Here is a 26,851-nt window from a genome sequence, read left to right as displayed (position 1 = left end):
CGGTCCTGTGGGAGCGGGTTTACCCGCGAACGACCGCGCAGCGGTCGCCATCGCAATCGAGAATCAAGCCTTGCCCCACACCCCCCAACGCCGCTGGTACCTCCCGGTCGCCCTGATCGCCGCCCTGGTGCTCCTGCCCCTGAGCGTACTGCTGCTGTCCTGGCAATCGATCGACCTGCAGATCTGGTCGCACCTGCTCGACACCCAGATGAGCCGCCTGCTGGGCAATACCCTGACCCTGGTAGCAGGCGTGGGCATTGGCGTCACCGTGCTGGGCGTCAGCCTGGCCTGGCTCACCAGCCTCTGCGAGTTCCCCGGCCGGCGCTGGCTGGACTGGGCGCTGATGCTGCCGTTCGCCATCCCAGCGTACGTGCTGGCGTTCGTCTTCGTCGGCCTGCTCGATTTTGCCGGCCCGGTACAAAGTGCCCTGCGCGAGGTGTTCGGGCCGATGCGCCTGCCGCGGGTGCGCTCCACCGGCGGGGTGATCGTCGTCCTGGTGCTGGTGTTCTACCCGTATGTCTACCTGCTGGCGCGCACCGCATTCCTGGCCCAGGGCAAGGGCCTGATGGAAGCGGCGCGGGTGCTGGGGCTGTCCCCGCTGCAAGCGTTCTGGCGCGTGGCCCTGCCCATGGCTCGGCCTGCGGTCGGTGCCGGTATTGCCCTGGCCCTGATGGAAACCCTGGCCGACTTCGGCGCGGTGGCGGTGTTCAACTTCGACACCTTCACCACGGCCATCTACAAGACCTGGTACGGCTTCTTCAGCCTGTCCAGCGCGGCCCAGCTGGCCAGCCTGTTGCTGCTGGCGGTGATGCTGGTGCTGTATGGCGAGCGCCGCGCCAGGGGGGCCAGCCGCAGCGGCAACGAGCGGCCGCGCGGGCAGGCGCTGTATCACCTGCGCGGGGTAAAGGCATTGCTGGCCAGTGGCTGGTGCCTGCTGGTGTTTGCCTGTGCCTTTGTCATCCCGTTGCTGCAACTGCTGGCGTGGTTCTGGCAGCGCGGCCGGCATGACCTGGACGAGCGCTATGTCGGCCTGGTGCTGCACACCCTGTACCTGGGCGGCATGGCGGCGCTGGTCACGGTGTGCGTGGCGTTGCTGCTGGCCTTTGCCCGGCGCCAGGCGCCGACGGGCGGGATCCGCGCCGGGGTCGGCCTGGCCAACCTGGGCTATGCCTTGCCCGGCTCGGTGCTGGCGGTGTCGATCATGCTGGCCTTCAGTTACCTCGACAATCATCTGGTCATCCCGCTGTCCAGCTGGCTGGGTGGTGCCGGCAAACCGCTGCTGCTGGGCAGCCTGGCCGCCTTGCTGCTGGCCTACCTGGTGCGTTTCATCGCAGTGGCCTACGGGCCGCTGGAGAGCAGCCTGGAGCGTATCCGCCCGTCATTGCCCGAGGCATCCCGTAGCCTGGGCGTCGGTGGCGCGGGATTGTTTTTCAAGGTGTATCTGCCGCTGCTGGTGCCTGGCGCCCTCAGCGCCGCCTTGCTGGTGTTCGTCGACGTGCTCAAGGAAATGCCGGCCACCTTGCTGATGCGCCCGTTCGGCTGGGACACCCTGGCGGTACGGGTATTCGAGATGACCAGCGAGGGTGAGTGGGCGCGTGCATCGCTGCCGGCCCTGACCCTGGTGCTGGTGGGCTTGCTGCCGGTCATCGGCCTGATCCGCCGTTCGGCACGTCGACCCGGTCACAGTCACTGAGGGTGCCAGCTGGCGCCCTTGCGGCTACAATGCGCGGCACTCGCGCGGCGGGTGTCTGCAACAAAAGCTGATAAGAAAAGCTGACGACCCAATGTCATCGACCGCCGCCGCTTCGCCACGCCCGGAAGGAGAAACCCATGGGACAGCGCACGCTTTTGTATGACCTGCACCTGGCGCTTGGCGCCAAAACGGTCGATTTCGGTGGCTGGGACATGCCCCTGCACTATGGCTCGCAGGTCGAGGAGCACCATCAGGTGCGCAGCGATTGTGGGGTGTTCGATGTTTCCCACATGACCGTGATCGATGTCGATGGCTGCGACGCCACTGTCTGGTTGCAGCGTCTGCTGGCCAACGACGTGGCCCGCCTCGACGACACCGGCAAGGCGCTGTACAGCCTGCTGTTGCAGGCACAGGGCAGGGTGATCGACGACCTGATCGTCTACCGCACGGAACTCGGCTACCGCCTGGTCACCAACGCTGCCACCCGGACCAAAGTGCTCGACTGGCTGCAACTGCAGCGCGAGGGCTTTGCCGTGGACTTCCAGGTCCGCTCCGACCTGGCCATTCTTGCCATCCAGGGCCCGCATGCCCGCGAAAAGGTCGCGGCCCTGCTCAGCCCCGCGCGCGCGGCGCTGATCCGCGAACTGCGCCCGTTCGAAGGTGTTGCCGAAGGTGACTGGTTCATTGCCCGCACCGGCTATACCGGTGAAGATGGCCTGGAAATCATGCTCCCGGGCGAGCAGGCCGTGGCCTTCTTCAACGACCTGGTCGGCGCAGGCATCGCCCCCAGCGGCCTGGGCGCCCGCGACACCTTGCGCCTGGAAGCTGGCATGAACCTGTACGGCCAGGACATCGACGAAACCCACACCCCGCTCACCTCCAACCTGGGCTGGAGCATCGCCTGGGAGCCGGCCGAGCGTGACTTCATCGGTCGCGCCGGTCTGCTGGCGGAAATCGAACAGGGCGTGCAGGAAAAACTGGTCGGCCTGGTGCTGGAGGAGCGCGGCGTGCTGCGTGCCCATCAGGTGGTGCGTGTGGCCGGGATTGGCGAAGGAGAGATCACCAGTGGTAGTTTCTCGCCTACGCTGAGCAAGTCCATTGCCCTTGCCCGCGTGCCCATGGCCACCGGCGACCGGGCCGAGGTGGAAATCCGCGGCAAGTGGTACCCGGTGCGGGTGGTCAAACCGACCTTCGTGCGCCACGGCAAGATCCTGATCTGAACAATTTTTAACCGGCGGGCGTACCGCTGAGCCAATCGAGGAATTCAAGACATGAGCAATATCCCCGCCGACCTGCGTTTTGCCGAAAGCCACGAGTGGGCTCGCCTGGAAGCCGATGGCACCGTGACCGTGGGTATCAGCGACCACGCTCAGGAAGCCCTGGGTGACGTGGTGTTCGTCGAGCTGGCCGAAGTCGGCAAGGTGTTTGGCGCTGGCGATGCTGCCGGTGTGGTCGAGTCGGTCAAAGCCGCTTCGGACATCTATGCCCCGGTCGCCGGCGAAGTGATCGCGGTCAACGAAGAGCTGGCCGACAGCCCTGAACTGCTCAACGAAGAACCTTACGAGTCGTGGATCTTCAAGCTCAAGCCAAGCAACCCGGCCGAGCTGGACAAGCTGCTGGATGCTGCTGGCTACAAGGCTTTGATCGGCGAGTAAGACCGCGTCGCCTTCTTCGCGGCTAAAGCCGCTCCCACAGGTACTGCATAGCATCTGATACCTGTGCGGTCCCTGTGGGAGCGGCTTTAGCCGCGAAGAGGCCGGGCCTGCAAGCAACTTTCCCCGCAAAATCGGCAATCCCTTCCTAGACTTGTAAGTCTCCATGAGAGCTGTTCCAGGAAGAGAGCGTCGTCATGTCCCAGTCGCCATCCCTGCATCAACTGCAAGAGCTCAACCCTTTCCTGCGTCGCCATCTGGGCCCCGATGCCGCGGAGCAGCAGGCCATGCTCAACGCGCTGGGGGTCGCCAGCCGCAGTGAGCTGATCGAGCAGACCGTACCGCCAGACATCCGCCTCAATCGCCCCCTCGACCTGCCGCCGGCGCTGGACGAACAGGCCGCCCTGGCCAAGCTCGCCGGTTACGCCGGGCAGAACCAGGTCTGGACCAGCCTGATCGGCATGGGCTACCACGGCACCATCACCCCCACGGTCATTCTGCGCAACGTGCTGGAAAACCCCGGCTGGTACACCGCCTATACCCCCTATCAGCCCGAAATTGCCCAAGGCCGGCTGGAGGCGCTGCTGAACTTCCAGCAGATGGTCATCGACCTCACCGGGCTGGCCCTGGCCAATGCCTCGCTACTCGACGAAGCCACCGCCGCCGCCGAGGCCATGGCCTTGGCCAAGCGGGTGGCGCGCAACAAGAGCAACGCTTTTTTCGCCGACGAACACTGTCACCCGCAGACCCTGTCAGTACTCAAGACCCGCGCCGAGGGCTTTGGCTTCGAGCTGATCGTCGACTCTGTGGATAACCTTGGCAAACACGCAGTTTTCGGTGCCTTGCTGCAGTACCCGGACACCCACGGCGAGGTACGCGACCTGCGCCCGCTGATCGACCATTTGCACAGCCAGCATGCCCTGGCCTGCGTCGCCGCCGACCTGCTCAGCCTGGTGGTGCTGGCACCGCCCGGGGAGCTGGGCGCCGATGTGGTGCTGGGCTCGACCCAGCGCTTTGGCGTGCCGATGGGCTATGGCGGCCCCCACGCGGCCTATTTCGCCTGCCGCGATGACTACAAGCGGGCCATGCCGGGGCGCATCATCGGCGTGTCGCGCGATGCCCGTGGCAACACCGCGCTGCGCATGGCCCTGCAGACCCGCGAGCAGCATATTCGCCGCGAGAAGGCCAACTCCAACATCTGCACGGCTCAGGTGCTGCTGGCCAACATTGCCGGCTTCTACGCGGTGTACCACGGCCCGGAAGGCCTGCAGCGCATTGCCCAGCGTGTGCACCGGCTGACCTTCATCCTGGCCGCCGGCCTCGAAGCCAAGGGCATCAAGCGCCTCAACCAGCATTTCTTCGACACCCTCACCCTGGACGTCGGCGGCACCCAGGCGGCCATCATCGAAAGTGCCGAAGCCGCGCAGATCAACCTGCGCATCCTCGGCCGCGGGCACCTGGGCGTGAGCCTGGACGAGACCTGCTCGGAGCAGACGGTGCTGCGCCTGTTCGACATCTTCCTGGGGGTGGACCACGGCCTGGATATCGCTGCACTCGACCAGTTGGCCCTGCCCGAAGGCATCCCTGCCAGCCTGGTGCGGCGCACGCCGTTCCTGGCCCACCCGGTGTTCAACCTGCACCACAGCGAAACCGAGATGCTGCGCTACCTCAAGCAGCTGGAGAACAAGGACCTGGCGCTGAACCAGTCGATGATCCCGCTGGGCTCCTGCACCATGAAGCTCAACGCCACCAGCGAGATGATCCCTATCACCTGGCCTGGCTTTGCCCAGCTGCACCCGTTTGCTCCGGCGGCCCAGGCCACCGGCTACAAGGCGATGATCGACGAACTGGAAAGCTGGCTGTGCGCCATTACCGGCTTCGATGCCATCTGCATGCAGCCCAACTCTGGTGCCCAGGGTGAGTACGCCGGCCTGATGGCCATTACCCGCTACCACCGCAGCCGCCACCAGCCGCAACGTACCCTGTGCCTGATCCCGTCGTCGGCCCACGGCACCAACCCGGCGTCGGCGCAAATGGCCGGCATGGAGGTGGTGATTGTCGATTGCGACGATGATGGCAACGTTGACCTGGCAGACCTCAAGGCCAAGGCTCACGCGGCCGGGGACCGTTTGTCGTGCCTGATGATCACTTACCCGTCGACCCATGGCGTGTATGAAGAGGGTATTCGCGAAATCTGCGAAGTGGTCCACCAGCACGGTGGCCAGGTGTACATGGACGGCGCCAACCTCAATGCCCAGGTGGGGCTGGCACGGCCGGCGGATATCGGCGCCGACGTTTCGCACATGAACCTGCACAAGACCTTCTGCATCCCCCACGGCGGTGGTGGCCCGGGCATGGGCCCGATCGGTATCGGCGCGCACCTCAAGCCGTTCGTCGCCAGCCACCCGGTGGTGCCGGTGCCCGGCCTGGACCCGAACAACAGCGCGGTCAGCGCCGCGCCCTGGGGCAGTGCGAGCATCCTGCCGATCAGCTGGATGTACATTGCCATGATGGGCCCGCAGCTGGCCGATGCCAGCGAGGTGGCGATCCTCTCGGCCAACTACCTGGCCAGCCAGCTGGGGGGGGCCTTCCCGGTGCTGTACCGCGGGCGCAACCAGCGGGTGGCGCATGAGTGCATCCTCGACCTGCGGCCGCTGAAGGCGCTGACCGGCATCAGCGAAGAGGACGTGGCCAAGCGCCTGATGGACTATGGCTTCCACGCGCCGACCATGTCGTTCCCGGTACCGGGCACGCTGATGGTCGAGCCGACCGAGAGTGAATCGAAAGCCGAGCTGGACCGTTTCGTCGAGGCAATGCTGGCGATTCGGGCGGAAATTGGCGAAGTGCAGGAGGGCAACTGGCCGGCGGAGAACAATCCGCTCAAGCATGCGCCGCATACCCTGGCCGATGTGCTGGCGGTGTGGGACAGGCCCTACAGCCTGGAGCAGGCGGTGGCGCCCAGTGCTCACGTGCGCCAGCACAAGTACTGGCCAGCGGTGAACCGGGTCGACAACGTGTATGGGGACAGGAATCTCTTCTGTGCTTGTGTGCCGGTGGAGGCTTATCGCTAATTGTAATTTGCCTTTGCCGGCCTCTTCGCGGGTAAACCCGCTCCCACAAGGTTTGTACAAGTTTTGAGTACTGCGCAATACCTGTGGGAGCGGGTTCACCCGCGAAGCAGGCGACGCGGTTACTCGGCTACCGCATTCTTGGCCAGGATGGCATTGGCCAGTTCCATGTCGGAAGCCTGCATCCCCGGGTTCTCCGCGCGGGCCTGGCGAATCGCCGCTTCAAGGAACGGCCCGCGGATTGCGCCTTCGCTGGCCACGAAGCTGCCGGCGTCATCCTGCGCCGCCATCACCAGCTTGTGATCCCCGGAGGTCAGATAGCTCGATGCCGTGGTAGCACCGGTAGTCATCACGTTACGCCAGAAGGTATCGGCCATGGCCGAGCCGATAGGTAGCGAAAGCAAGGCAGCAGCAGCGATGGCGGTTTTGACACGCATGTTGAAACACCTCGAAGGGTGAGGGTTGAAGATGCGCGGTTTGATCCTGCTACAGGGCTGCAAGTTCCTTGAATACAAAGGATTTTTGCTCAGGAACAAGCCCGTAGCACTTCCTCTGCACAGGTCTGCCCGCTGGCCACTTTGGCCTCGCCGCAGCGGCGCAGATCAAGCAATCCATCAGCTACGGCCTGACGCCGCAAACTGGCCAGGTCGCTGCCCGGGCCTATCTGGGCGCGCAGGCTGTCGCTGGGCACCAGCAGCTCGAACAACCCCGTGCGGCCGTGGAACCCGGTGCCGCGACAGGTGCGGCACGGCTGGCCACCGGGCACCGCTGCCTCACCCCGGCAATCCGCGCACAGTGTGCGCACCAACCGCTGGGCCATGACCCCGACCAGCGTCGCCTTTATCAGGTAGTCGGCCACACCCAGTTCCTGAAGGCGGGTGATTGCACCACAGGCGTCGTTGGTATGCAGGGTCGACAGCACCAGGTGCCCGGTCAGGGCCGCCTGCACCGCCACCAGGGCAGTTTCGCGGTCGCGGATTTCGCCAATCATGATGATGTCCGGGTCCTGGCGCAGCATGGCCCGCACCCCGTTGGCAAAACCCAGGTCGAGGGCGGGCTGCACCTGCAACTGGTTGAAGGCGGGTTCCAGGCGCTCGATCGGGTCTTCGATGGTGCACAGGTTGACTTGCGGCGTGGCCAGCAGCTTGAGGCTGGCGTACAGCGTGCTGGTCTTGCCGGAACCGGTGGGGCCGGTGACCAGGATGATGCCCTGGCGCTGGCGCAGCAGGCCTTGCCACTGGTCCAGTTGTGGCCCTTCCAGGCCGAGCCGTTCGAAGCCTTCCTGCAACTGATGAGGGTCGAACAGGCGCAGCACCAGTTTTTCGCCGTACGGGGTCGGCAGGGTCGACAGCCGTAGTTCTACCTCACCGCCGCCAGGCAGGCGGCTTTGCAGCCGGCCATCCTGCGGCCGGCGTTTTTCTGCGACATCCATGCGCCCCAGGTGCTTCAGGCGGCTGACCAGCGCCAGGGTTACCCCGACGGGAAAGGCATAGATGCTGTGCAGCAGGCCGTCGATGCGGTAGCGCAGCTGGCCTTGCTCGCGGCGTGGCTCCAGGTGGATATCACTGGCGCGCTGCTCGATGGCGTACTGCAGCAGCCAGTCGACGATATGCACGATGTGCGCGTCGTCCGCGCTGGCCTCGGCCTGGCGCTTGCCCAGCTCCAGCAGCTGTTGGAGTTCGCCCAGGCTGGCTGACTGCTGGGATTGCGCGCTCTTTACCGATTGGGCCAGGCGGTGGAACGACTGCCCTGCCTGGCGGATCTGCAGCGGGCTGGCCAGCACGCGATGGATCGGCCGGCCCAGGCTGCGGGAGAGATCGGCCTGCCAGTCATCCTGGTAGGGCTGGGCGCTGGCGACGGTGACGCTGGAGGTGTCGGCGGCGACGATGAGGATGCCATGGCGCTGGGCGAAGGCCGGGGCCATCAGGCCGGTGACCTGGGGCAGGTCCAGTTGCAGCGGGTCGATGCGCAGGTAGGGCTGGCCGACCTTGTTGGCCAGCCATTGGCAGAGGCGGTCCAGGTCCAGGGGCTGACCAGGTTGTCTGCGGTCTTCCAGGGCGCAGGCGGCGATCTGCTCCAGCGGGTGGGTGGTTGGGTGGGTGGCGGCGTGTTCGAGTACCTGCAGGGTGTCGTTGGCGTGCAGGTGCTCGTCCATGAGCAGGGCCTGGAGCACGCGTTTGAGGTCGAGTGCCGGGTTGTCGGGGGTGTGCATGGTTGGCGTCCGTGCCTGATAGGGGAGTGCTGATCAAGGGTAGCCGGGCGAGGGAGGGTTACCGAAGGTGAAAGGTTTCGGGATTTTGCTTTGCTTGTCCCGGCCATTTCGCGGGTAAACCCGCTCCCACAGGACCGCACAAACCTGAATGTTGTGCAGTACCTGTGGGAGCGGGTTTACCCGCGAAGAGGCCGGGAAAAGCACCGAGCATGATTCAGACCACCGCCAGCTCCACCCGCTGCAGGTTGCTCAGGCTCACCTCGCCCACACACACCAGGTTACGCAGTTTCTGCGCAATCACTTCGGCCCGGTGCCAGCTAAGGCCACCGATGCCAACTTCGATATCCAGCCAGTCATCCTGCTGGCTGACCTGCACGCTGTGTGGGGTCAGGAACTGCAGGGCAAACAGGTTGAGCACCCGGCACAGGCTGTCAGGCTCGGCCTCGGCCTGCAGGCGATAGTGCACGGTGCTGTGGGCGCTGCTGGCGGCCCAGGCGTCGGTACGAGGCTGTGCGTTCATGTCGGTCTCCGCAAGTGTGGGAGAAATTCTTGCACGTTGGTGGCGGTATTTTTTCGCTATGATTTGATCGTTTCGCTGTATTGGCGAATTGTTCTATTCGTGCGATGCTGCCAAGGAGAATTATCAATGCAAAGCGAGCTGGACGCCTACGACCGCCGTATCCTCGAACTGCTGCAGGAGGACGCTTCGCTGTCCAGCGCGCAGATCGCCGAACGCGTGGGGCTGTCGCAATCGCCGTGCTGGCGGCGTATCCAGCGGTTGAAGGAGGAGGGGGTGATTCGCGGGCAGGTGACCTTGCTGGATCGCAAGAAGGTCGGCCTGAACACGCAGATTTTCGCCGAGGTAAAACTGAACGCCCATGGGCGTTCCAACTTCACCGAGTTCACCGAGGCGATCCGCGGGTTTCCAGAGGTGCTGGAGTGCTATGTGCTGATGGGGTCGGTGGACTTTCTATTGCGCATCGTCACCCCGGATATCGAGGCTTATGAACGGTTCTTCTTCGAAAAACTGTCGAACGTGCCGGGGATTCAGGAGGTGAACTCGATCGTGGCGTTGTCGGAGATCAAGTCCACCACCAGCCTGCCACTGTCGCGTTGAGGCATTCGCGGGTAAACCCGCTCCCACAGGGTTATCAGTGAGCCAGAGAGCAGCGCGAGCCCTGTGGGAGCGGGTTTACCCGCGAAGAAAACGACGCGGTATCAAGCCTTGAGCAGGTGCTTCCAGCCGCGGCTCTGATCCACCGCCCGGGCCTGTTCGATACGTGCTTCCAGCACTTCATCGCTGATTGGCTGCTCGGCCAGCTCATGCAGCTTCTTCAGGTCGCCATACAGGCGGTCCATCTGCGGCGCTTCCAGCACCTGACGGGCATGGTGCAGCCAGGCCAGCAGCTGTTCGATACGCGGCAGCTGCTCGGCCAGGTCTTCCGGACGCTGGGTGTACAGCGGCAGCTTCAATGCCCGGCCTTCCTCGCCCAGCAGGTGCGCCAGCCAGCTGGCCAGCTGCGCCTTGCCCTGACGCTCGCCACGGCCTTTGCGTTCCACGGTCCAGGCACGGGCCAGCAGCCAGCGCGAGGTTTCCAGCGAGAACTGGCCCCAGCGTACGTCTTCCAGCTCTTCGGCGAACTGCTCTGGGGCGGCGCGGCGGATGTCTTCGTCTTCGTTGCCGGCCTGCACCAGCGGGCGCCAGTCTTCGAGCAGGGCGTCGAGGCTGTTGCGCAGGTCTCGGGTGGTGGCGCGCGGCGCGGCCTGGCCCAGGCTGGCGGTAATCGCACGCAGTTCGCTCAGGCACTCGACCCAGTCCTGCAGCAGGCGCCAGTGGCCGTTGTGGCGGTATTGCTCGGCCAGGCGCTGGCTGCTGCCCAGCAGTTGCCAGGCCAGTGCGGCGTAGGCGTCATCCACGGCCATTTCGGCTTCCAGCTCGGTGTGCGGCAGGCCCAGCTCGTAGCTGTCCGGCTCCAGCAGGCGGTAGCCACGCTCGGCCTTGCTGATGTCGCATGGCATCAGCGGCAGGCTGGCGGCCAGCTCGGCGGCCAGTTCCAGCAGGGCCTGCGGTTCACCTTCGCGCAGTTCCAGTTCCAGCTCGCAGATTTCTTCCTTGCGCTTGCCGGCGATCACGAAGCCCTGGTCCAGTGCAGCCTCGATCACCACCTTGCTCTTGCCACGGCCCCAGGCGATTTCGGCGTATTCACGGCTGAAGTCGGTGGTGAACAGCGGCTTGATGGTCTTTTTGTCCAGGTTGGCCAGTTGCGCGGGCCAGCAGCTGTCGTCGAGCTTCTTCAGGTCGAGCTTGACCTTGTCCAGCTGCCATTCGTGCTCGTTGCGCTCGGACAGGCCGGCCACGCTGGTGCCGCGGCACTTGAGGGTCTGGATGATGGCCTCGCCATCGCGGCGCAGGCGCAGGGCGACACGGGCAGCGGAGAGCTCGCGCTCCGGGGTGTCGAAGTACTGGTTGAGCAGTTCGCGGGTCTGCCAGCCGGACTTGTTGCGCTTTTTCAGCAGAGGGTGCTCGCGCAGGGCGGCAAGGGTCTCGCGGCTGGCGCGGAGCTTGAGTTCGGTTTCTTTGTGCATCACAGGCTCGAAGAAGGGGGCGTGGTTGCCCAGCAGTCTACAGGAGTCGGCTCTCGTCTGTTGGATCGTGGTGGCTTCTTCGCGGGTAAACCCGCTCCTACAGGTACTGTGCTGCCCCCAGGTGCGGCGCTTTCCCTGTGGGAGCGGGTTTACCCGCGAAGAAGCCCACACGGTTGGACGGCATTGCTATGATGGGCAACGCTTCCGAGGAGTACGCGCATGCCGTTGCCGACGCTGAAAGACCAGTTCGCCGCCCTGATCGCCGCGCCCTCGGTCAGTTGCACCCAGCCTGCGCTGGACCAGTCAAACCGTCAGGTCATCGACCTGCTGGCCGGTTGGCTGGGTGACCTTGGCTTCAACTGCGACATTCGCCAGGTCAGCCCCGGCAAGTTCAACCTGCTGGCCAGCCGTGGCACTGGCCCGGGTGGCCTGGTGCTGGCGGGGCACAGCGACACCGTACCTTATGACGAACAGCTGTGGGCCAGCGACCCGCTGAAACTGACCGAAACCGACGGCCGCTGGGTCGGCCTGGGCAGTTGCGACATGAAGGGCTTCTTCGCCCTGGTCATCGAGGCGGTCATCCCACTGCTGGAGCACGATTTCAAGCAGCCGCTGCTGATCCTTGCCACCTGTGACGAAGAAAGCTCCATGTCCGGCGCCCGTGCCCTGGCCGAGGCCGGTCAGCCGCTCGGCCGTGCCGCGGTGATCGGCGAGCCCACCGGGCTGCGGCCGATCCGCATGCACAAGGGCATCCTCATGGACCGCATCGACATCCTCGGGCGCAGCGGCCACTCCTCGGACCCAAGCCTGGGCCGCAGTGCCATGGAGGCCATGCACGCAGTGATGGGCGAGCTGATGGGTTTGCGCCAGCAATGGCAGCAGACCTACCGCAACCCGCAATTCACCGTGCCGACCCCGACCATGAACTTCGGCTGCATCCATGGCGGCGACAACCCCAACCGTATCTGCGGCCAGTGCGCCCTGGAATTCGACCTGCGCCCGCTGCCAGGCATGGACGTGGAGCAACTGCGCGCGGCCATCCGCGCCAAGCTGGTGCCCGTGGCAGAGCGCTTTGAGGTGCGCATCGACTATGCACCGTTGTTCCCGGAGGTGCCGCCATTCGAGCAGGCTGCCGACGCCGAGCTGGTGCAAGTGGCGGAGCGCCTTACCGGCCACCGCGCCGAAGCGGTGGCGTTCGGCACCGAAGCGCCTTATCTTCAGCAACTGGGCTGCCAGACCATCGTGCTGGGCCCCGGCGACATCGCCTGTGCCCACCAGCCCGGCGAATACCTTGAAATGTCACGAATCGAGCCTACCGTGCGTCTATTGCGTGACCTGATCCGGCACTATTGCCTGAACTAAACGTCAACCGGACTGATTCGTTCCTGCCTAGAGGAGACCGCGCGTGACCGCAAGCCTGTTCCGACGATGATCCTGAACGCCCCCTGTATCGCCGTTCTCCGTCCACTTATCCACAGGCCCTGTCATGCCCGACTACGTCAACTGGCTGCGTCATGCCTCCCCGTACATCAATGCCCATCGCGACTGCACCTTCGTGGTCATGCTCCCTGGCGATGGGGTGGAACACCCTAATTTCGGCAACATCGTCCACGACCTGGTGCTGCTGCACAGCCTGGGCGTGCGTCTGGTGCTGGTGCATGGCTCGCGTCCGCAGATCGAAAGCCGCCTGGCTGATCGCGGCCTGACCCCGCACTACCACCGTGGCATGCGCATCACTGATGCCGCCACCCTGGACTGCGTGATCGATGCCGTCGGCGCCTTGCGCCTGGCCATCGAGGCACGCCTGTCGATGGACATCGCCGCTTCGCCGATGCAGGGCTCGCGCCTGCGCGTGGCGTCCGGCAACCTGGTAACGGCGCGGCCGATCGGCGTGCTCGAAGGCGTGGACTACCACCACACCGGCGAAGTGCGCCGGGTCGACCGCAAGGGCATCAGCCGCCTGCTTGACGAGCGCTCCATCGTGCTGTTGTCGCCGCTGGGCTACTCGCCCACGGGGGAAATCTTCAACCTGGCCTGCGAAGACGTGGCCACCCGCGCCGCCATCGAACTGGGGGCCGACAAGCTGCTGCTGTTCGGCGCCGAGCCGGGCCTGCTGGACGAGGACGGCAAGCTGGTGCGCGAACTGCGCCCACAGCAGGTTGCCCCGCATTTGCAGCGCCTGGGCAGCGATTACCAGGGCGAGCTGCTGGACGCCGCGGCCGAGGCTTGCAAAGGCGGCGTGGCGCGCAGCCATATCGTCAGCTATGCCGAGGACGGCGCCTTGCTGACCGAACTGTTCACCCGTGGCGGTGGCGGCACGCTGGTGTCGCAGGAGCAGTTCGAAGTGGTGCGCGAGGCGACCATCGAGGACGTGGGCGGTTTGCTGGAGCTGATCAGCCCGCTGGAAGAGCAGGGCATCCTCGTGCGCCGTTCGCGTGAGGTGCTGGAGCGGGAGATCGAGCAGTTCAGCGTGGTCGAGCGCGAGGGCATGATCATCGCCTGTGCGGCGTTGTACCCGATTGCCGATTCCGACGCCGGCGAGCTGGCGTGCCTGGCGGTGAACCCGGAGTACCGCCATGGCGGGCGTGGCGACGAGCTGCTGGAGCGCATCGAAAGCCGGGCGCGGCAGTTGGGCTTGAACACCCTGTTCGTGCTGACGACGCGTACCGCGCACTGGTTCCGCGAGCGCGGGTTTGCGCCGAGCGGGGTCGAGCGGCTGCCGGCGGCGCGGGCTTCGCTGTACAACTACCAGCGCAATTCGAAGATTTTCGAGAAGCCCTTGTAAGCCTGTACCGGCCTCTTCGCGGGTGAACCCGCTCCCACAGGATCTTCACCGGACCTGAGGCCGGCGCGGTCCCTGTGGGAGCGGGTTTACCCGCGAAGCAGGCGACACCGATCTCGAACAAAAACGCCGCCCTTGTGGGCGGCGTTTTCGTTTACACGGTATGCAGGTACCAGTTGTACTCGAGGTCGGAGATCGAATGCTCGAACTCCTCCAGCTCGCTCTCCTTGCACGCGACGAAGATGTCGATGTATTTCGGATCGATGTACTTGTTCAGGATCTCGCTGTCGTCCAGCTCGCGCAGGGCATCGCGCAGGTTGTTCGGCAGGCTCTGCTCCAGTTGCTCGTACGAGTTGCCTTCGATCGGCTCACCCGGCTCGACCTTGTTGGTCAGGCCATGGTGCACGCCGGCCAGTACGGCAGCCATCATCAGGTACGGGTTGGCGTCGGCACCAGCCACGCGGTGCTCGATGCGCACGGCGTCCGGCGAACCGGTCGGCACGCGCAGGGCCACGGTGCGGTTGTCCAGGCCCCAGCTTGGCGCGTTCGGTACATAGAACTGCGCACCGAAGCGGCGGTACGAGTTGACGTTCGGGCAAAGGAACGCCATGGATGCGGGCAGGGTCTCGAGCACACCGCCGACAGCGTGACGTAGCGCGGCGTTCTGCTCGGGATCCTCGCTGGTGAAGATGTTGTTGCCATCTTTGTCCAGCACGGAAATGTGTACATGCAGGCCGTTGCCTGCCTGGCCCGGGTAGGGCTTGGCCATGAAGGTGGTGTCCATTTCATGGTCGTAGGCGATGTTCTTGATCAACCGCTTGAGCAGTACCGCGTAGTCGCAGGCCTTGAGCGGGTCGGCCACGTGGTGCAGGTTGACTTCGAACTGCGCCGGGGCGCTTTCCTTGACGATGGCGTCGGCCGGGATGCCTTGCTCCTTCGCGCCTTCCAGGATGTCCTGCAGGCAGTCGGCATATTCGTCGAGGTCGTCGATCAGGTACACCTGGGTCGACTGCGGGCGCTTGCCCGAAATTGGCGAGCGCGGCGGCTGCGGACGGCCGTTCACGTTCTCCTGGTCGATCAGGTAGAACTCCAGCTCGAACGCGGCGCAGATGGTCAGGCCCATCTCGGTGAACTTGCTCACCACCTGACGCAGCACTTCACGCGGGTCGGCGAAGAACGGCTCGCCTTCGAGTTCGTGCATGGTCATCAGCAACTGGGCGGTAGGGCGCTTTTGCCACGGCTCGTTACAGAGTGTGTCAGGGATTGGATAGCAGATGCGGTCAGCATCGCCGATGTCCAGGCCCAGCCCGGTGCTTTCGACGGTGGAGCCGTTGATATCCAGGGCGAAGAGGGAGGCAGGCAGGTTGATGCCTTTCTCGTAAACCTTGTGGAGGCTGGTGCGCTCTATGCGCTTGCCACGCACCACACCATTCATATCTGCAATCAGAAGGTCAACGTAGAGAACCTCAGGATGTTCCTTAAGGAACGCGTTCGCTTCGTTAAGCTGAACGGCACGCGGGGGTACCGACATGATGCAACACCTTTGTTGTCAAAAATATCAATCAAGGGGGGCTTGCAAGACCAGTCAATCGAAAAGACAAACTGATGTCAAGCCAACCCCATGATGCCCTGAAATGGCACATCGACGGCAGATTTGCTGCATATCGGGGCAAGCCATTATCCGCTATTTCCCGCGGAAAGGGCTATCTCCGACAAGCCGTGTTTTATTTTTTACGGAGGTGTTGTGTAAAAAAATGAACAAGGCTAAGCTCGGTCTCAACCCAGAACACAATAATACGAGGGTCACATGGTCCGCTTGCCGCGACCTGAAAGCACTGCCTGCGCGGTGCCATCAGGTACATCCGTCATTTTTGCAAGCTTCGTCAATGGCGTGGCCGCCCTGGCCGCAATAATTGACGTTTGGCGCTCCCGGACCTGCCCTCGTAGCGGCTTGCCGCCCTTCGTTTCGTCTTTCTGCCTTTCGAACTCATTACGGACGCACCTGTTTTCAGTGTATCCACTGTGGCTCTGCGCGGGGGTTTTTGCTTTAGCAATGTACTCCATCCAGAATCAGTGCGCGGACCACCTTACCTCCTGAGGTATTTATGAGTAACAACCTCGACCAGCTCACCGATTGGTTGAAAGAGCACAAGATCACCGAAGTCGAATGCATGATCAGTGACCTGACCGGCATCACGCGCGGCAAGATTTCGCCTACCAACAAATTCATCGCCGAAAAAGGCATGCGCCTGCCCGAGAGCGTGCTGCTGCAGACCGTGACCGGCGACTACGTCGACGACGACATCTATTACGAACTGCTCGACCCGGCGGACATCGACATGATCTGCCGCCCCGACGAGAACGCCGTGTTCCTGGTGCCATGGGCCATCGAGCCGACCGCCCAGGTGATCCACGACACCTACGACAAGAAGGGCAACCCGGTAGAGCTGTCGCCGCGCAACGTGCTGAAGAAAGTCCTCAAGCTCTATGCCGACAAGGGCTGGCAGCCGATCGTCGCGCCGGAGATGGAGTTCTACCTGACCAAGCGCAGCGAAGACCCGGACTTCCCGCTGCAGCCCCCGGTAGGCCGTTCGGGCCGCCCGGAAACCGGCCGCCAGTCGTTCTCGATCGAAGCCGCCAACGAATTCGATCCACTGTTCGAAGACGTCTACGACTGGTGCGAACTGCAGCAGCTGGACCTCGACACGCTGATCCATGAAGACGGCACGGCGCAGATGGAGATCAACTTCCGGCATGGCAACGCCCTGCACCTGGCCGACCAGATCCTGGTGTTCAAGCGCACCATGCGCGAGGCTGCGCTCAAGCACAACGTGGCCGCCACCTTCATGGCCAAGCCCATGACCGGCGAGCCAGGCAGTGCCATGCACCTGCACCAGAGCGTGGTCGACGTGGCCACCGGCAAGAATATCTTCAGCAACGACGATGGCAGCATGAGCGAACTGTTCCTGCACCACATCGGTGGCCTGCAGAAGTTCATCCCCGAGGCGCTGCCGCTGTTCGCGCCCAACGTCAACTCGTTCCGCCGCTTCCTGCCCGACACCTCGGCGCCGGTGAACGTGGAGTGGGGCGAAGAAAACCGTACTGTCGGCTTGCGCGTGCCAGACGCCGGCCCGCAAAGCCGCCGGGTCGAGAACCGCCTGCCGGGCGCCGACGCCAACCCTTACCTGGCCATTGCCGCCAGCCTGCTGTGTGGCTACATCGGTATGGTCGAAGGCATCGACGCCAGCGCGCCGGTGCAGGGCCGTGGCTACGAACGCCGCAACCTGCGCCTGCCACTGACCATCGAAGATGCCCTGGAACGCATGGAAAACAGCCGTGCGCTGGTGCAGTACCTGGGCAAGAAGTTCATTACCGGCTACGTCGCCACCAAGCGCGCCGAACACGAGAACTTCAAGCGAGTCATCAGCTCCTGGGAGCGTGAGTTCCTGCTGTTTGCTGTCTGATCAACCTTGGTGCCGCAGGACGCGGCTGTCGAACAACGGAGAAGCACATGAGCGTCAACAACCCGCAAACCCGTGAATGGCAAACCCTGAGCGGGGAGCATCACCTCGCGCCCTTCAGCGACTACAAGCAGCTGAAGGAGAAGGGGCCGCGCATCATCACCAAGGCCCAGGGTGTGCATTTGTGGGATAGCGAGGGGCACAAGATCCTCGACGGCATGGCTGGCCTGTGGTGCGTGGCGGTGGGTTATGGCCGTGAAGAACTGGTGCAGGCGGCAGAAAAGCAGATGCGCGAACTGCCGTACTACAACCTGTTCTTCCAGACTGCCCACCCGCCTGCGCTGGAGCTGGCCAAGGCGATTTCCGACGTGGCGCCGCAAGGCATGACCCATGTGTTCTTCACCGGCTCCGGCTCCGAAGGCAACGACACCGTGCTGCGCATGGTCCGCCACTACTGGGCGCTGAAAGGCAAGCCACAGAAGCAGACCATCATCGGCCGCATCAACGGTTATCACGGTTCCACCGTGGCCGGTGCCAGCCTGGGCGGCATGAGCGGCATGCACGAGCAGGGCGGCCTGCCGATTCCGGGCATCGTGCATATCCCGCAGCCGTACTGGTTCGGTGAAGGCGGCGACATGACCCCGGATGAATTCGGGGTGTGGGCGGCCGAGCAATTGGAGAAGAAAATCCTCGAAGTCGGCGAAGACAACGTCGCTGCCTTCATCGCCGAGCCAATCCAGGGTGCCGGTGGCGTGATCATCCCGCCGGAAACCTACTGGCCGAAGGTCAAGGAGATCCTCGCCAAGTACGAGATCCTGTTCGTCGCCGACGAAGTGATCTGCGGTTTCGGCCGCACCGGCGAGTGGTTCGGCTCCGACTACTACGACCTCAAGCCCGACCTGATGACCATCGCCAAGGGCCTGACTTCCGGTTACATCCCCATGGGCGGTGTGATCGTGCGTGACACCGTGGCCCAGGTACTCAGCGAAGGCGGCGACTTCAACCACGGCTTCACCTACTCCGGCCACCCGGTAGCGGCGGCGGTGGGCCTGGAAAACCTGCGCATCCTGCGCGACGAGAAAATCGTCGAGAAGGCGCGCACCGAAGCGGCACCGTATTTGCAAAAGCGTTTGCGTGAACTGCAGGACCACCCGCTGGTGGGCGAGGTACGCGGCCTGGGCCTGCTCGGCGCGATCGAGCTGGTCAAGGACAAGGCCACCCGCAGCCGTTACGAAGGCAAGGGCGTGGGCATGATCTGCCGTACCTTCTGCTTCGACAACGGCCTGATCATGCGCGCGGTGGGGGACACCATGATCATCGCGCCACCGCTGGTGATCAGCCACGCGGAGATCGACGAACTGGTGGAAAAGGCACGTAAATGCCTTGATCTGACGCTCGAAGCGATCCGCTGACAGTTTGCTAGGCTAGCGATGTGACATTAAGTCGTTACAAGGCCCTGCTTTCCTTGAAACAGAGCCTTGTAACTTGCCAGACTAGCGACTGTTTCAGTCGCCGCGCGCTCTGCACCGTAGGTCCTGGCTGCTGAACAGATGGCTAAATAAAAAATTCTGGAGCAATACGCATGAATAAAATGGGCAAGACGTTGCTGGCCGCCGCCCTGATGGGTGCCATGGCTACCGCTGTTCAGGCTGAAGACAAGGTGTTGAACGTCTACAACTGGTCGGACTACATCGCTCCGGACACCATCGCCAAGTTCGAGAAGCAGTCGGGCATCAAGGTCAAGTACGACGTCTTCGACAGCAACGAAACCCTCGAAGCCAAGCTGCTGGCCGGCAAGTCGGGCTACGACATCGTGGTGCCGTCCAACAACTTCCTGGCCAAGCAGATCAAGGCTGGCGTGTACGAGGAACTGGACCGTTCCAAGCTGCCGAACTGGAAGAACCTCGACACCGACCTGCTCAAGGCCGTTGGCGATGCCAGCGACAAGGACAACAAGCACGCCTTCCCGTACATGTGGGGCTCGATCGGCATCGGCTACAACCCGGAGAAGGTCAAGGCCGCGCTGGGCGTGGACAAGATCGACTCGTGGGACGTGGTGTTCAAGCCTGAGAACATCGCCAAGCTCAAGAGCTGCGGCGTGAGCTTCCTGGATGCCCCGACCGAAATGCTGCCGGCTGCGCTGCACTACCTGGGCCTGCCGAGCAACAGCACCAAGAAGGAAGACCTGAAGGCCGCCGAGGACCTGTTCCTCAAGATTCGTCCTTCGATCACCTACTTCCACTCGTCCAAGTACATCGGCGACATGGCCAACGGCAACATCTGCGTAGCCGTCGGTTACTCGGGTGACCTGGAGCAGTCCAAGGCCCGTGCCCACGAAGCCGGCGACAAGGTCAAAGTGGACTACGTCATTCCGAAGGAAGGTGCTGGTACCTTCTACGACATGGTCGCTATCCCTAAAGATGCCGAGCATAAAGACGCTGCCTACCAGTTCATGAACTTCCTGATGCAACCGGAAATCATGGCTGAAATCACCAACGCCGTGCGTTTCCCGAACGGCAACGCTGCCGCCACCCAGTTCGTGGACAAAGAGATTACCAGCGACCCGAGCATCTACCCGCCTGCTGAAGTGAAGAAGCAGCTGTACGCGATCGCTGCGCCTGAGGCGTCTGCCCAGCGTGTGATCACCCGTAGCTGGACCAAGATCAAGTCGGGCAAATAAGCCCGATGCGGCACCTCTGGGCCGGGGTTCCCGGCCCAGAGCCAGTGAAAGGCAATTGATGATTGCGGCATCGAAGCTGCGAAGGTAAGTTGCGCGCCGGTTTTGCGTGTGCGGCAGCATTGTCGCTACCCAGGCACTGATTGTGAGGACCACCCACTTGTCCATTTCTGTATTCCGCAAGGCCTTGATGGCTGGAGCGGGCCTGACGCTGGCATGCAGCGTCCAAGCGGCGCCTACGGTGCACTTCTACAACTGGTCCGACTACGTCGGCCCGACCACACTCGCGGACTTCGAGAAAGCCACGGGCATCAAGCCCGTGCAAGACGTGTTCGACTCCAACGAAACCCTGGAAGGCAAGCTGCTGGCTGGCAATACCGGCTATGACGTGGTGGTGCCGTCCAACCATTTCCTCGGCAAGCAGATCAAGGCGGGCGCGTTCCAGAAGCTCGACAAGAACCTGCTGCCCAATTATTCCAACCTGGACCCGGCGCTGATGAAGCGTCTGGAAAGGAACGACCCGGGCAACCAGTACGCCGTGCCTTACCTGTGGGGCACCAACGGCATCGGTTACAACGTCGACAAGGTGAAGGCCGCGCTGGGCGTGGACACCATCGACTCCTGGGCAGTGCTGTTCGAACCCGAGAACATGAAGAAGCTCGCCAAGTGCGGCGTGGCTTTCCTCGACTCGGCGGACGAAATGCTGCCGGCGGTGCTCAACTACATGGGGCTGGACCCCAACAGCACCAATGCCAAGGACTATCAGGCCGCCGAGAAGAAACTGCTGGCGGTACGCCCGTACGTGACCTACTTCCACTCGTCCAAGTACATCACCGACCTGGCCAACGGCGACATTTGCGTCGCGGCGGGCTTCTCGGGTGATGTGTTCCAGGCCAAGGCCCGCGCTGAAGAGGCGAAGAAGGGCGTGAACCTGGCCTACGCCATTCCCAAGGAAGGCGGCAACCTCTGGTTCGACGTGCTGGCGATCCCCAAGGACGCCAAGAACGTCAAAGAGGCGCATGCCTTCATCAACTATTTGCTGAAGCCTGAGGTTATCGCCCAGGTCAGTGATTACGTCGGTTACGCCAACCCGAACCCCAAGGCTGGCGACCTGATGGACCAGGCCGTGAGGACTGACGCCGCGGTTTACCCACCGCAGGAAGTGCTGAACAAGATGTTCGTGAATTCAGAGTTGCCACCCAAGGTGCAACGGCTGATGACCCGTAGCTGGACCAAGGTCAAGTCGGGCAAGTAAAAATCCAGGCCCGCGGCGGCACCTGTAGAACAGGGCTCCCGGGCACAAAAATCTTGTTGGGAGTTTCACTCATGGCAGTTGCCTCCGGTGCCTATAAAAAAGCCCTCGAGGGTGGCCAGCAACCCAAGCAGGTGCTGGTCAAGATCGACCGGGTTACGAAAAAGTTCGACGAAACGGTAGCCGTGGACGATGTGTCCCTGGAAATCCGCAAGGGCGAGATCTTCGCCCTGCTGGGTGGCTCCGGTTCTGGCAAGTCCACCTTGCTGCGCATGCTGGCCGGCTTCGAGCGCCCGACCGAAGGGCGGATCCTCCTCGATGGCGTCGACATCACCGACATGCCGCCCTACGAGCGGCCGATCAACATGATGTTCCAGTCCTACGCGCTGTTCCCGCACATGACCGTGGCGCAGAACATCGCCTTCGGCCTGCAGCAGGACAAGATGCCCAAGGCCGAGATCGACGCCCGCGTGGCCGAGATGCTCAAGCTGGTGCACATGACCCAGTACGCCAAGCGCAAGCCGCACCAGCTGTCCGGCGGCCAGCGCCAGCGCGTGGCTCTGGCCCGCTCCTTGGCCAAGCGCCCCAAGCTGCTGCTGCTCGACGAGCCGATGGGCGCACTGGACAAGAAACTGCGTTCGCAGATGCAGCTGGAACTGGTGGAGATCATCGAGCGCGTGGGTGTGACCTGCGTGATGGTGACCCACGATCAGGAAGAGGCCATGACCATGGCCCAGCGCATCGCCATCATGCACCTGGGCTGGATCGCCCAGATCGGCTCGCCAGTGGACATCTACGAGACCCCAACCAGCCGCCTGGTGTGCGAGTTCATCGGTAGCGTCAACCTGTTCGAAGGTGAAGTGGTTGACGACGCCGAAGGCCACGCGATCATTGCCAGCCCGGAGCTGGAGCGCAAGATCTATGTCGGCCACGGCATCACCACTTCGGTGGAAGACAAGCACATCACCTACGCCCTGCGCCCGGAGAAGATGCTGGTCACCACCCAGCAACCGACCTGCGAGCACAACTGGTCGCGCGGCAAGATCCACGACATCGCCTACCTGGGCGGCCATTCGGTGTTCTACGTCGAGCTGCCGAGCGGCAAGGTCGTCCAGTCGTTCGTCGCCAACGCCGAGCGCCAGGGCACACGCCCGACCTGGGGCGATGAAGTGTACGTGTGGTGGGAAGACGACAGCGGCGTGGTACTGCGGTCATGAAACCTCGCAAGCTCAAGCGAGCACTCCAGCGCATCATCCCGGAGGGGCGGCATCTGGTGATCGGCGTGCCGTTCATCTGGCTGTTCCTGTTCTTCATGCTGCCGTTCTTCATCGTGCTGAAGATCAGCTTCGCCGAAGCCGACGTGGCGATCCCGCCGTATACCGAGATCTACAGCTACGTCGAAGACAAGCTGCAGCTGGTACTCAACCTGGCCAACTACGGCTTGCTGACCGAGGATGAGCTGTATATCTCGGCCTACCTGGGCTCGCTGAAGATGGCCTTCTTCAGCACCCTGCTGTGCCTGTTGATCGGCTACCCGATGGCCTACGCCATTGCCAACGCCAAGAAGGAGACGCAGACAGTCCTGCTGTTGCTGATCATGATGCCGACCTGGACCGCGATCCTGATCCGCGTCTATGCCTGGATGGGCATCCTCAGCAACAACGGCCTGCTCAACGGCTTCCTGCTGTGGACCGGGTTGATCGACCAGCCGCTGCAGATCCTCAACACCAACCTGGCGGTGTACATCGGCGTGGTCTATTCGTACCTGCCATTCATGATCCTGCCGCTGTTCGCCAACCTGGTGAAGCACGACCCGAGTCTGCTCGAGGCCGCTTCGGACCTGGGTTCGAGCACCTTCAACAGCTTCTGGAAGATCACCGTGCCGCTGTCGAAGAACGGCATCATCGCCGGCTGCATGCTGGTGTTCATCCCGGTGGTGGGCGAGTTCGTGATTCCTGAACTGCTCGGCGGCCCGGAAACCCTGATGATCGGCAAGGTGCTGTGGCAAGAGTTCTTCAACAACCGTGACTGGCCGGTGGCCTCTGCGCTGGCGGTGGTAATGCTGGCGATCCTGATTGTGCCGATCCTGCTGTTCAACCGCAGCCAGGCCAAAGAAATGGAGGGCAGGGCATGAAGCGCTTCAGTTTCTCCAAGCTGATGCTGGTGCTCGGCTTGCTGTTCATCTACCTGCCGATGCTGATCCTGGTGATCTACTCGTTCAACGCCTCCAAGCTGGTGACGGTATGGGGTGGCTGGTCGGTGAAGTGGTATGTCGGCCTGCTCGACAACACCCAGCTGATGGGTTCGGTGATGCGTTCGCTGGAAATCGCCTGTTACACGGCGGTGGCTGCGGTGGCGCTGGGTACCTTGGCGGCGTTCGTGCTGACCCGGGTGACCCGCTTCAAGGGCCGCACGCTGTTCGGTGGCCTGGTCACCGCACCGCTGGTAATGCCCGAGGTGATCACCGGCCTGTCGCTGTTGCTGCTGTTCGTGGCCATGGCGCAGATGATCGGCTGGCCGCAGGAGCGCGGCATCGTCACCATCTGGATCGCCCACACCACGTTCTGTGCGGCGTATGTGGCGGTGGTGGTGTCGGCACGCCTGCGTGAGCTGGACCTGTCGATCGAGGAAGCGGCGATGGACCTGGGTGCCAAGCCGTGGAAGGTGTTCTTCCTGATCACCATCCCGATGATCGCGCCATCGCTGGCGGCGGGCGGCATGATGTCGTTCGCGCTGTCGCTGGATGACCTGGTGCTGGCCAGCTTCGTGTCGGGCCCGGGTTCGACCACCTTGCCGATGGAAGTGTTCTCGGCGGTGCGCCTGGGCGTGAAGCCGGAGATCAACGCCGTGGCCAGCCTGATCCTGCTGTCGGTGTCGTTGGTGACCTTCTTCGTCTGGTACTTCAGCCGCCAGGCTGAAGAGCGCCGTCGCAAGGCGATTCAGCAGGCCATCGAAGAGGGTGCAGCGGCCAACGCGTCGCAGCCGCAGGTCAAGCGCCCGGCGCAGGTTGCTGCGTCGGCCTGACCCGGCCTCTTCGCGGGTAAACCCGCTCCCACAAGGACATCACTGCCTTCAGGTCAGTGGTGATCCCTGTGGGAGCGGGTTTACCCGCGAAGGCCGCAACACCGATTCAAAGCCAGACTGCATCCCAATGTGGATAGTCCCTGACACTCCTGACCAGGCCTGCCCGCAAGGGGTTGGCCACAATGTACCTGGCGACATGCACCATGCTTTCTTCCCTTCTTAATGCCCGGTCCTGATACCCAGGCTGCCATACCGGATCTTGCTCAACCCCCGCCTGATGCAAAACCAGACTGGACCTGGATTTGAACCTGCGCATCAAGGTGGCCAACGTCGTACCGTTCAACTCGATCAGCCAATGCAGATGGTCCGGCATTAGCACCCAAGCCAGTGATCGGCAGGCGTGTTCCTGGTCTGATTGCCGCAGTTGGTGAATGACCAACCGGGCATGGTGGAAGTCATGGAACAGTGGCTTGCGCTGGTGGGTGACGGTGGTCAGCAGATAGAGCCGGCCAAGTTCTGAATAGCGACCACGGCGAAGCAGGTGAGACTGGGCTCGCGACATTGGCTTCTTCCTTGAAAAGCGGGTGACCTCTCAAGGGTAGTGGCTGAGATGCAGGTGCTATGTAGATGATGGTTTCTGGATATGGCAGAGATTTGTGGATGGCAGTACCGGCCCATTCGCGGGTAAACCCGCTCCCACAGGTATTGCACAGGTCCTGAAGGCTGCACATAACCCTGTGGGAGCGGGTTCACCCGCGAAGGGGCCCTCAAGGCGTACGACTTTTCATCAACTCAAACCAAAGGCTTCAGTTGGATCGGCTTGGGAATTATCTTACGAGCCGTGTGGAAGCTGCTCTGTTGCTGGGGAAATGCCCCAGGGATAACGTCGTCGAGTCGCCAACCAAGGTGACCGGGTGTGAGAAACCCGCTCGATGTTGAACAGGCTTCCTGTCATGGCGGCCTTGCGTGGGCAGGCCTCGGCCTGGCCGGGTTCAATGTCCTCGGTTTTCTCACCCCGCGTACGGCTGCCACCCCTTATCCGTGAGAAAGATGAGCTGGCGGTTCCATAAACGACATTGGATTCCGACCATGACAACGCACGTTCCAAATCACCCAAAAAACAGCAGCACCGTCGGCCGCGAAACCTGCATGGACCTGTTCCGCGTCCAGGCCAACATCCCCTTCAACCATGCCTTCTCCGAACTCTCCGTAATGCTCGGGTGCATCAATCACCTGACGACTGAAGCCGAGATGGAAAATGACCGCCTGGCCGGCAGCGCCGCGAGAATTCTCAGTGGCTTTGCCAAAGCATTGATTGATGACATTGAACTGGGACTGAACAAGGCTTCAGTGCAGCTCTGACCTGTACCGGCCCCTTCGCGGGTAAACCCGCTCCCACAGGATCATCTGCAGCCTTCAGGGTTTGCTCAATACCTGTGGGAGCGGGTTCACCCGCGAAAAGGCCCGCGCAGGCGCTGAAAATGCCGAACTGATCTCCGTCATTGAACCCTGAATTTCATTCCGGGTTGCGAACATTACTAGCGGACATAGCCACCTGGTAAGGGGGAGGTGCAGCTCCGGGAATGCTGACTCTCTGACTGTCTCCGATATTAGCGAATGTGGTCATTTCAATATCCGTGGAACGGGTTGCATTCGCGTAAGACGGAGGTGGAACTTCGGGGAAGAGTGTGTCGTAGGGAGGAGGTTCAACTGCTGTTCGCTGCCTGCGCTGCGAGAGCTGTGCAACTAGTGGCCGTATATTGTTTGACCTCAGAGCAATATAAGCACCCACAATAGAAGTAGCAGCCAATGCAGCGCCTGCAATAATTTCGGCTGTTTTGGACTTCGTAGCGGCCGCTGCAACGACTGCTGCTAATGTTGTCCCCAAGGCTGCTGAAGTAGCTAACAAGAGTGCCCGACGGGAAAAGTGCCCCGTAGGATCAGTACTATTTACCGGATCCCCGACACAGTACGCATAAGCGTTCGGGCCACCTTCATCAAACGGGCTTGAATTATCTGGGCTACAGAACCTCTTGTGCGTGGGGCTGAACAGGCGATAGCCATTGCCTAGCAAGTAACCGCCTGTTGCCGTGTCCAGTTGCTCGCCGTTGAATGCCAAGGGGTTGTTCGCTTCGCTCTGGGCCGGGCGTCGGCCATAGGGGGTATAAGCGAACTGCACCTTACCGGCGTGTCCAAATTCGCTCATGACGGTGTTGGTATTGTTCACCGTCATGATTGAGCGCGATACCTCAGCACCTGACGTGCATTGCGCCAGGAGGCTACCCTGATGCCGGAAGATGGAGCGTGATACAGACCCGCCGAGTTCGGTGGAAACACGGCCGTTCTGGTAGAAGCGGCGTAAACTTTTTGCAGCGGCCATGGGGCCTCCGAGGGTTCAAGGGGGAACAGAAAAATGCCTCTCTGTGGTGCCACTGTCGGGGCGA

23 protein-coding genes are annotated in these 26,851 nt (G+C 62.7%); 15 read left to right on the top strand and 8 right to left on the bottom strand.

Annotation, left to right across the window (positions count from 1 at the left end):
• Window positions 1-70 precede the first annotated feature (70 nt).
• From MKK04_RS25380 to gcvP, 4 genes are all read left to right on the top strand, one after another.
• Entirely contained in the window at window positions 71-1,693 is a 1,623-nt protein-coding gene (locus tag MKK04_RS25380) for an ABC transporter permease (protein WP_233694035.1), read from the top strand.
• Window positions 1,694-1,830: 137 nt separating this feature from the next.
• The gene (gene gcvT, locus MKK04_RS25375; RefSeq protein WP_207837452.1) at window positions 1,831-2,913 is read left to right on the top strand and encodes a glycine cleavage system aminomethyltransferase GcvT; all 1,083 of its coding nucleotides are present in this window, start codon (window positions 1,831-1,833) and stop codon (window positions 2,911-2,913) included.
• 51 nt (window positions 2,914-2,964) lie between these two features.
• Entirely contained in the window at window positions 2,965-3,348 is a 384-nt protein-coding gene (gcvH, locus tag MKK04_RS25370) for a glycine cleavage system protein GcvH (protein ID WP_207837456.1), read from the top strand.
• Window positions 3,349-3,542: 194 nt separating this feature from the next.
• Complete coding sequence (gene gcvP, locus MKK04_RS25365; RefSeq protein ID WP_233694036.1) at window positions 3,543-6,416, top strand: aminomethyl-transferring glycine dehydrogenase; 2,874 nt, start codon at window positions 3,543-3,545, stop codon at window positions 6,414-6,416.
• A 119-nt stretch (window positions 6,417-6,535) separates the two neighbouring features.
• Here the strand turns inward: gcvP and MKK04_RS25360 are convergent, their stop codons facing one another.
• From MKK04_RS25360 to MKK04_RS25350, 3 genes are all read right to left on the bottom strand, one after another.
• On the bottom strand, window positions 6,536-6,850 hold the full coding sequence (locus tag MKK04_RS25360; protein ID WP_063912157.1) for a DUF2388 domain-containing protein: 315 nt from the start codon (window positions 6,848-6,850) through the stop codon (window positions 6,536-6,538).
• An 89-nt stretch (window positions 6,851-6,939) separates the two neighbouring features.
• Window positions 6,940-8,625, bottom strand: a complete 1,686-nt coding sequence (locus MKK04_RS25355; RefSeq protein ID WP_241106082.1) for a GspE/PulE family protein — start codon at window positions 8,623-8,625, stop codon at window positions 6,940-6,942.
• A 214-nt stretch (window positions 8,626-8,839) separates the two neighbouring features.
• On the bottom strand, window positions 8,840-9,145 hold the full coding sequence (locus MKK04_RS25350) for a hypothetical protein (RefSeq protein WP_003259353.1): 306 nt from the start codon (window positions 9,143-9,145) through the stop codon (window positions 8,840-8,842).
• Between the two features lie 126 nt (window positions 9,146-9,271).
• Here MKK04_RS25350 and MKK04_RS25345 point away from each other — a divergent pair, with 126 nt between their 5' ends.
• On the top strand, window positions 9,272-9,742 hold the full coding sequence (locus MKK04_RS25345) for an Lrp/AsnC family transcriptional regulator (RefSeq protein ID WP_063912155.1): 471 nt from the start codon (window positions 9,272-9,274) through the stop codon (window positions 9,740-9,742).
• Between the two features lie 101 nt (window positions 9,743-9,843).
• Here MKK04_RS25345 and MKK04_RS25340 read toward each other — a convergent pair whose 3' ends face one another.
• Complete coding sequence (locus MKK04_RS25340; protein ID WP_207837464.1) at window positions 9,844-11,211, bottom strand: CYTH domain-containing protein; 1,368 nt, start codon at window positions 11,209-11,211, stop codon at window positions 9,844-9,846.
• A 219-nt stretch (window positions 11,212-11,430) separates the two neighbouring features.
• On the opposite strand from MKK04_RS25340, the gene argE reads away from it, so the two are divergent.
• Together argE and argA are read left to right on the top strand one after the other, a co-directional pair.
• Entirely contained in the window at window positions 11,431-12,573 is a 1,143-nt protein-coding gene (gene argE, locus MKK04_RS25335) for an acetylornithine deacetylase (RefSeq protein ID WP_233694037.1), read from the top strand.
• 124 nt (window positions 12,574-12,697) lie between these two features.
• On the top strand, window positions 12,698-13,996 hold the full coding sequence (gene argA, locus MKK04_RS25330; RefSeq protein ID WP_063912152.1) for an amino-acid N-acetyltransferase: 1,299 nt from the start codon (window positions 12,698-12,700) through the stop codon (window positions 13,994-13,996).
• 151 nt (window positions 13,997-14,147) lie between these two features.
• On the opposite strand, the gene MKK04_RS25325 is transcribed toward argA, so the two are convergent.
• Both MKK04_RS25325 and MKK04_RS25320 read right to left on the bottom strand, forming a co-directional pair.
• Window positions 14,148-15,524 carry a glutamine synthetase family protein gene (locus tag MKK04_RS25325; RefSeq protein WP_063912151.1) on the bottom strand — a complete coding sequence of 459 codons (1,377 nt, stop codon included), beginning with the start codon at window positions 15,522-15,524 and terminating at the stop codon, window positions 14,148-14,150.
• 272 nt (window positions 15,525-15,796) lie between these two features.
• The gene (locus MKK04_RS25320; RefSeq protein WP_207837469.1) at window positions 15,797-16,057 is read right to left on the bottom strand and encodes a hypothetical protein; all 261 of its coding nucleotides are present in this window, start codon (window positions 16,055-16,057) and stop codon (window positions 15,797-15,799) included.
• A gap of 41 nt (window positions 16,058-16,098) precedes the next feature.
• On the opposite strand from MKK04_RS25320, the gene MKK04_RS25315 reads away from it, so the two are divergent.
• From MKK04_RS25315 to MKK04_RS25285, 7 genes are all read left to right on the top strand, one after another.
• Complete coding sequence (locus tag MKK04_RS25315; RefSeq protein WP_013974708.1) at window positions 16,099-17,457, top strand: glutamine synthetase family protein; 1,359 nt, start codon at window positions 16,099-16,101, stop codon at window positions 17,455-17,457.
• 47 nt (window positions 17,458-17,504) lie between these two features.
• Window positions 17,505-18,866 (top strand): aspartate aminotransferase family protein, encoded by a 1,362-nt coding sequence (locus tag MKK04_RS25310; protein WP_063912149.1) that lies wholly within the window; start codon window positions 17,505-17,507, stop codon window positions 18,864-18,866.
• A gap of 170 nt (window positions 18,867-19,036) precedes the next feature.
• Window positions 19,037-20,134, top strand: a complete 1,098-nt coding sequence (locus MKK04_RS25305) for a polyamine ABC transporter substrate-binding protein (protein ID WP_063912148.1) — start codon at window positions 19,037-19,039, stop codon at window positions 20,132-20,134.
• A 157-nt stretch (window positions 20,135-20,291) separates the two neighbouring features.
• The gene (locus tag MKK04_RS25300; protein WP_044047171.1) at window positions 20,292-21,386 is read left to right on the top strand and encodes a polyamine ABC transporter substrate-binding protein; all 1,095 of its coding nucleotides are present in this window, start codon (window positions 20,292-20,294) and stop codon (window positions 21,384-21,386) included.
• A 71-nt stretch (window positions 21,387-21,457) separates the two neighbouring features.
• A complete protein-coding gene (gene potA / locus MKK04_RS25295) occupies window positions 21,458-22,600 on the top strand; it encodes a polyamine ABC transporter ATP-binding protein (protein WP_207837473.1) in 1,143 nt (380 codons plus the stop codon).
• 35 nt (window positions 22,601-22,635) lie between these two features.
• Window positions 22,636-23,517: an ABC transporter permease subunit gene (locus tag MKK04_RS25290; RefSeq protein WP_172827500.1), complete on the top strand. Its 882-nt coding sequence runs from the start codon at window positions 22,636-22,638 to the stop codon at window positions 23,515-23,517.
• Complete coding sequence (locus tag MKK04_RS25285) at window positions 23,514-24,407, top strand: ABC transporter permease subunit (protein ID WP_003258560.1); 894 nt, start codon at window positions 23,514-23,516, stop codon at window positions 24,405-24,407. The genes MKK04_RS25290 and MKK04_RS25285 overlap by 4 nt, the downstream gene beginning before the upstream one ends.
• A gap of 106 nt (window positions 24,408-24,513) precedes the next feature.
• Here the strand turns inward: MKK04_RS25285 and MKK04_RS25280 are convergent, their stop codons facing one another.
• Entirely contained in the window at window positions 24,514-24,969 is a 456-nt protein-coding gene (locus tag MKK04_RS25280) for an REP-associated tyrosine transposase (protein ID WP_207837475.1), read from the bottom strand.
• A 527-nt stretch (window positions 24,970-25,496) separates the two neighbouring features.
• On the opposite strand from MKK04_RS25280, the gene MKK04_RS25275 reads away from it, so the two are divergent.
• Window positions 25,497-25,769, top strand: a complete 273-nt coding sequence (locus tag MKK04_RS25275) for a DUF3077 domain-containing protein (protein ID WP_015272215.1) — start codon at window positions 25,497-25,499, stop codon at window positions 25,767-25,769.
• Window positions 25,770-25,923: 154 nt separating this feature from the next.
• Here MKK04_RS25275 and MKK04_RS25270 read toward each other — a convergent pair whose 3' ends face one another.
• On the bottom strand, window positions 25,924-26,787 hold the full coding sequence (locus MKK04_RS25270; RefSeq protein ID WP_241106081.1) for an RHS repeat-associated core domain-containing protein: 864 nt from the start codon (window positions 26,785-26,787) through the stop codon (window positions 25,924-25,926).
• Window positions 26,788-26,851: the final 64 nt, after the last annotated feature.

This window comes from Pseudomonas sp. LS.1a (genome assembly GCF_022533585.1).
Classification (GTDB): Bacteria; Pseudomonadota; Gammaproteobacteria; order Pseudomonadales; family Pseudomonadaceae; genus Aquipseudomonas.
This window is presented reverse-complemented; position numbering and strand designations above follow the sequence as displayed.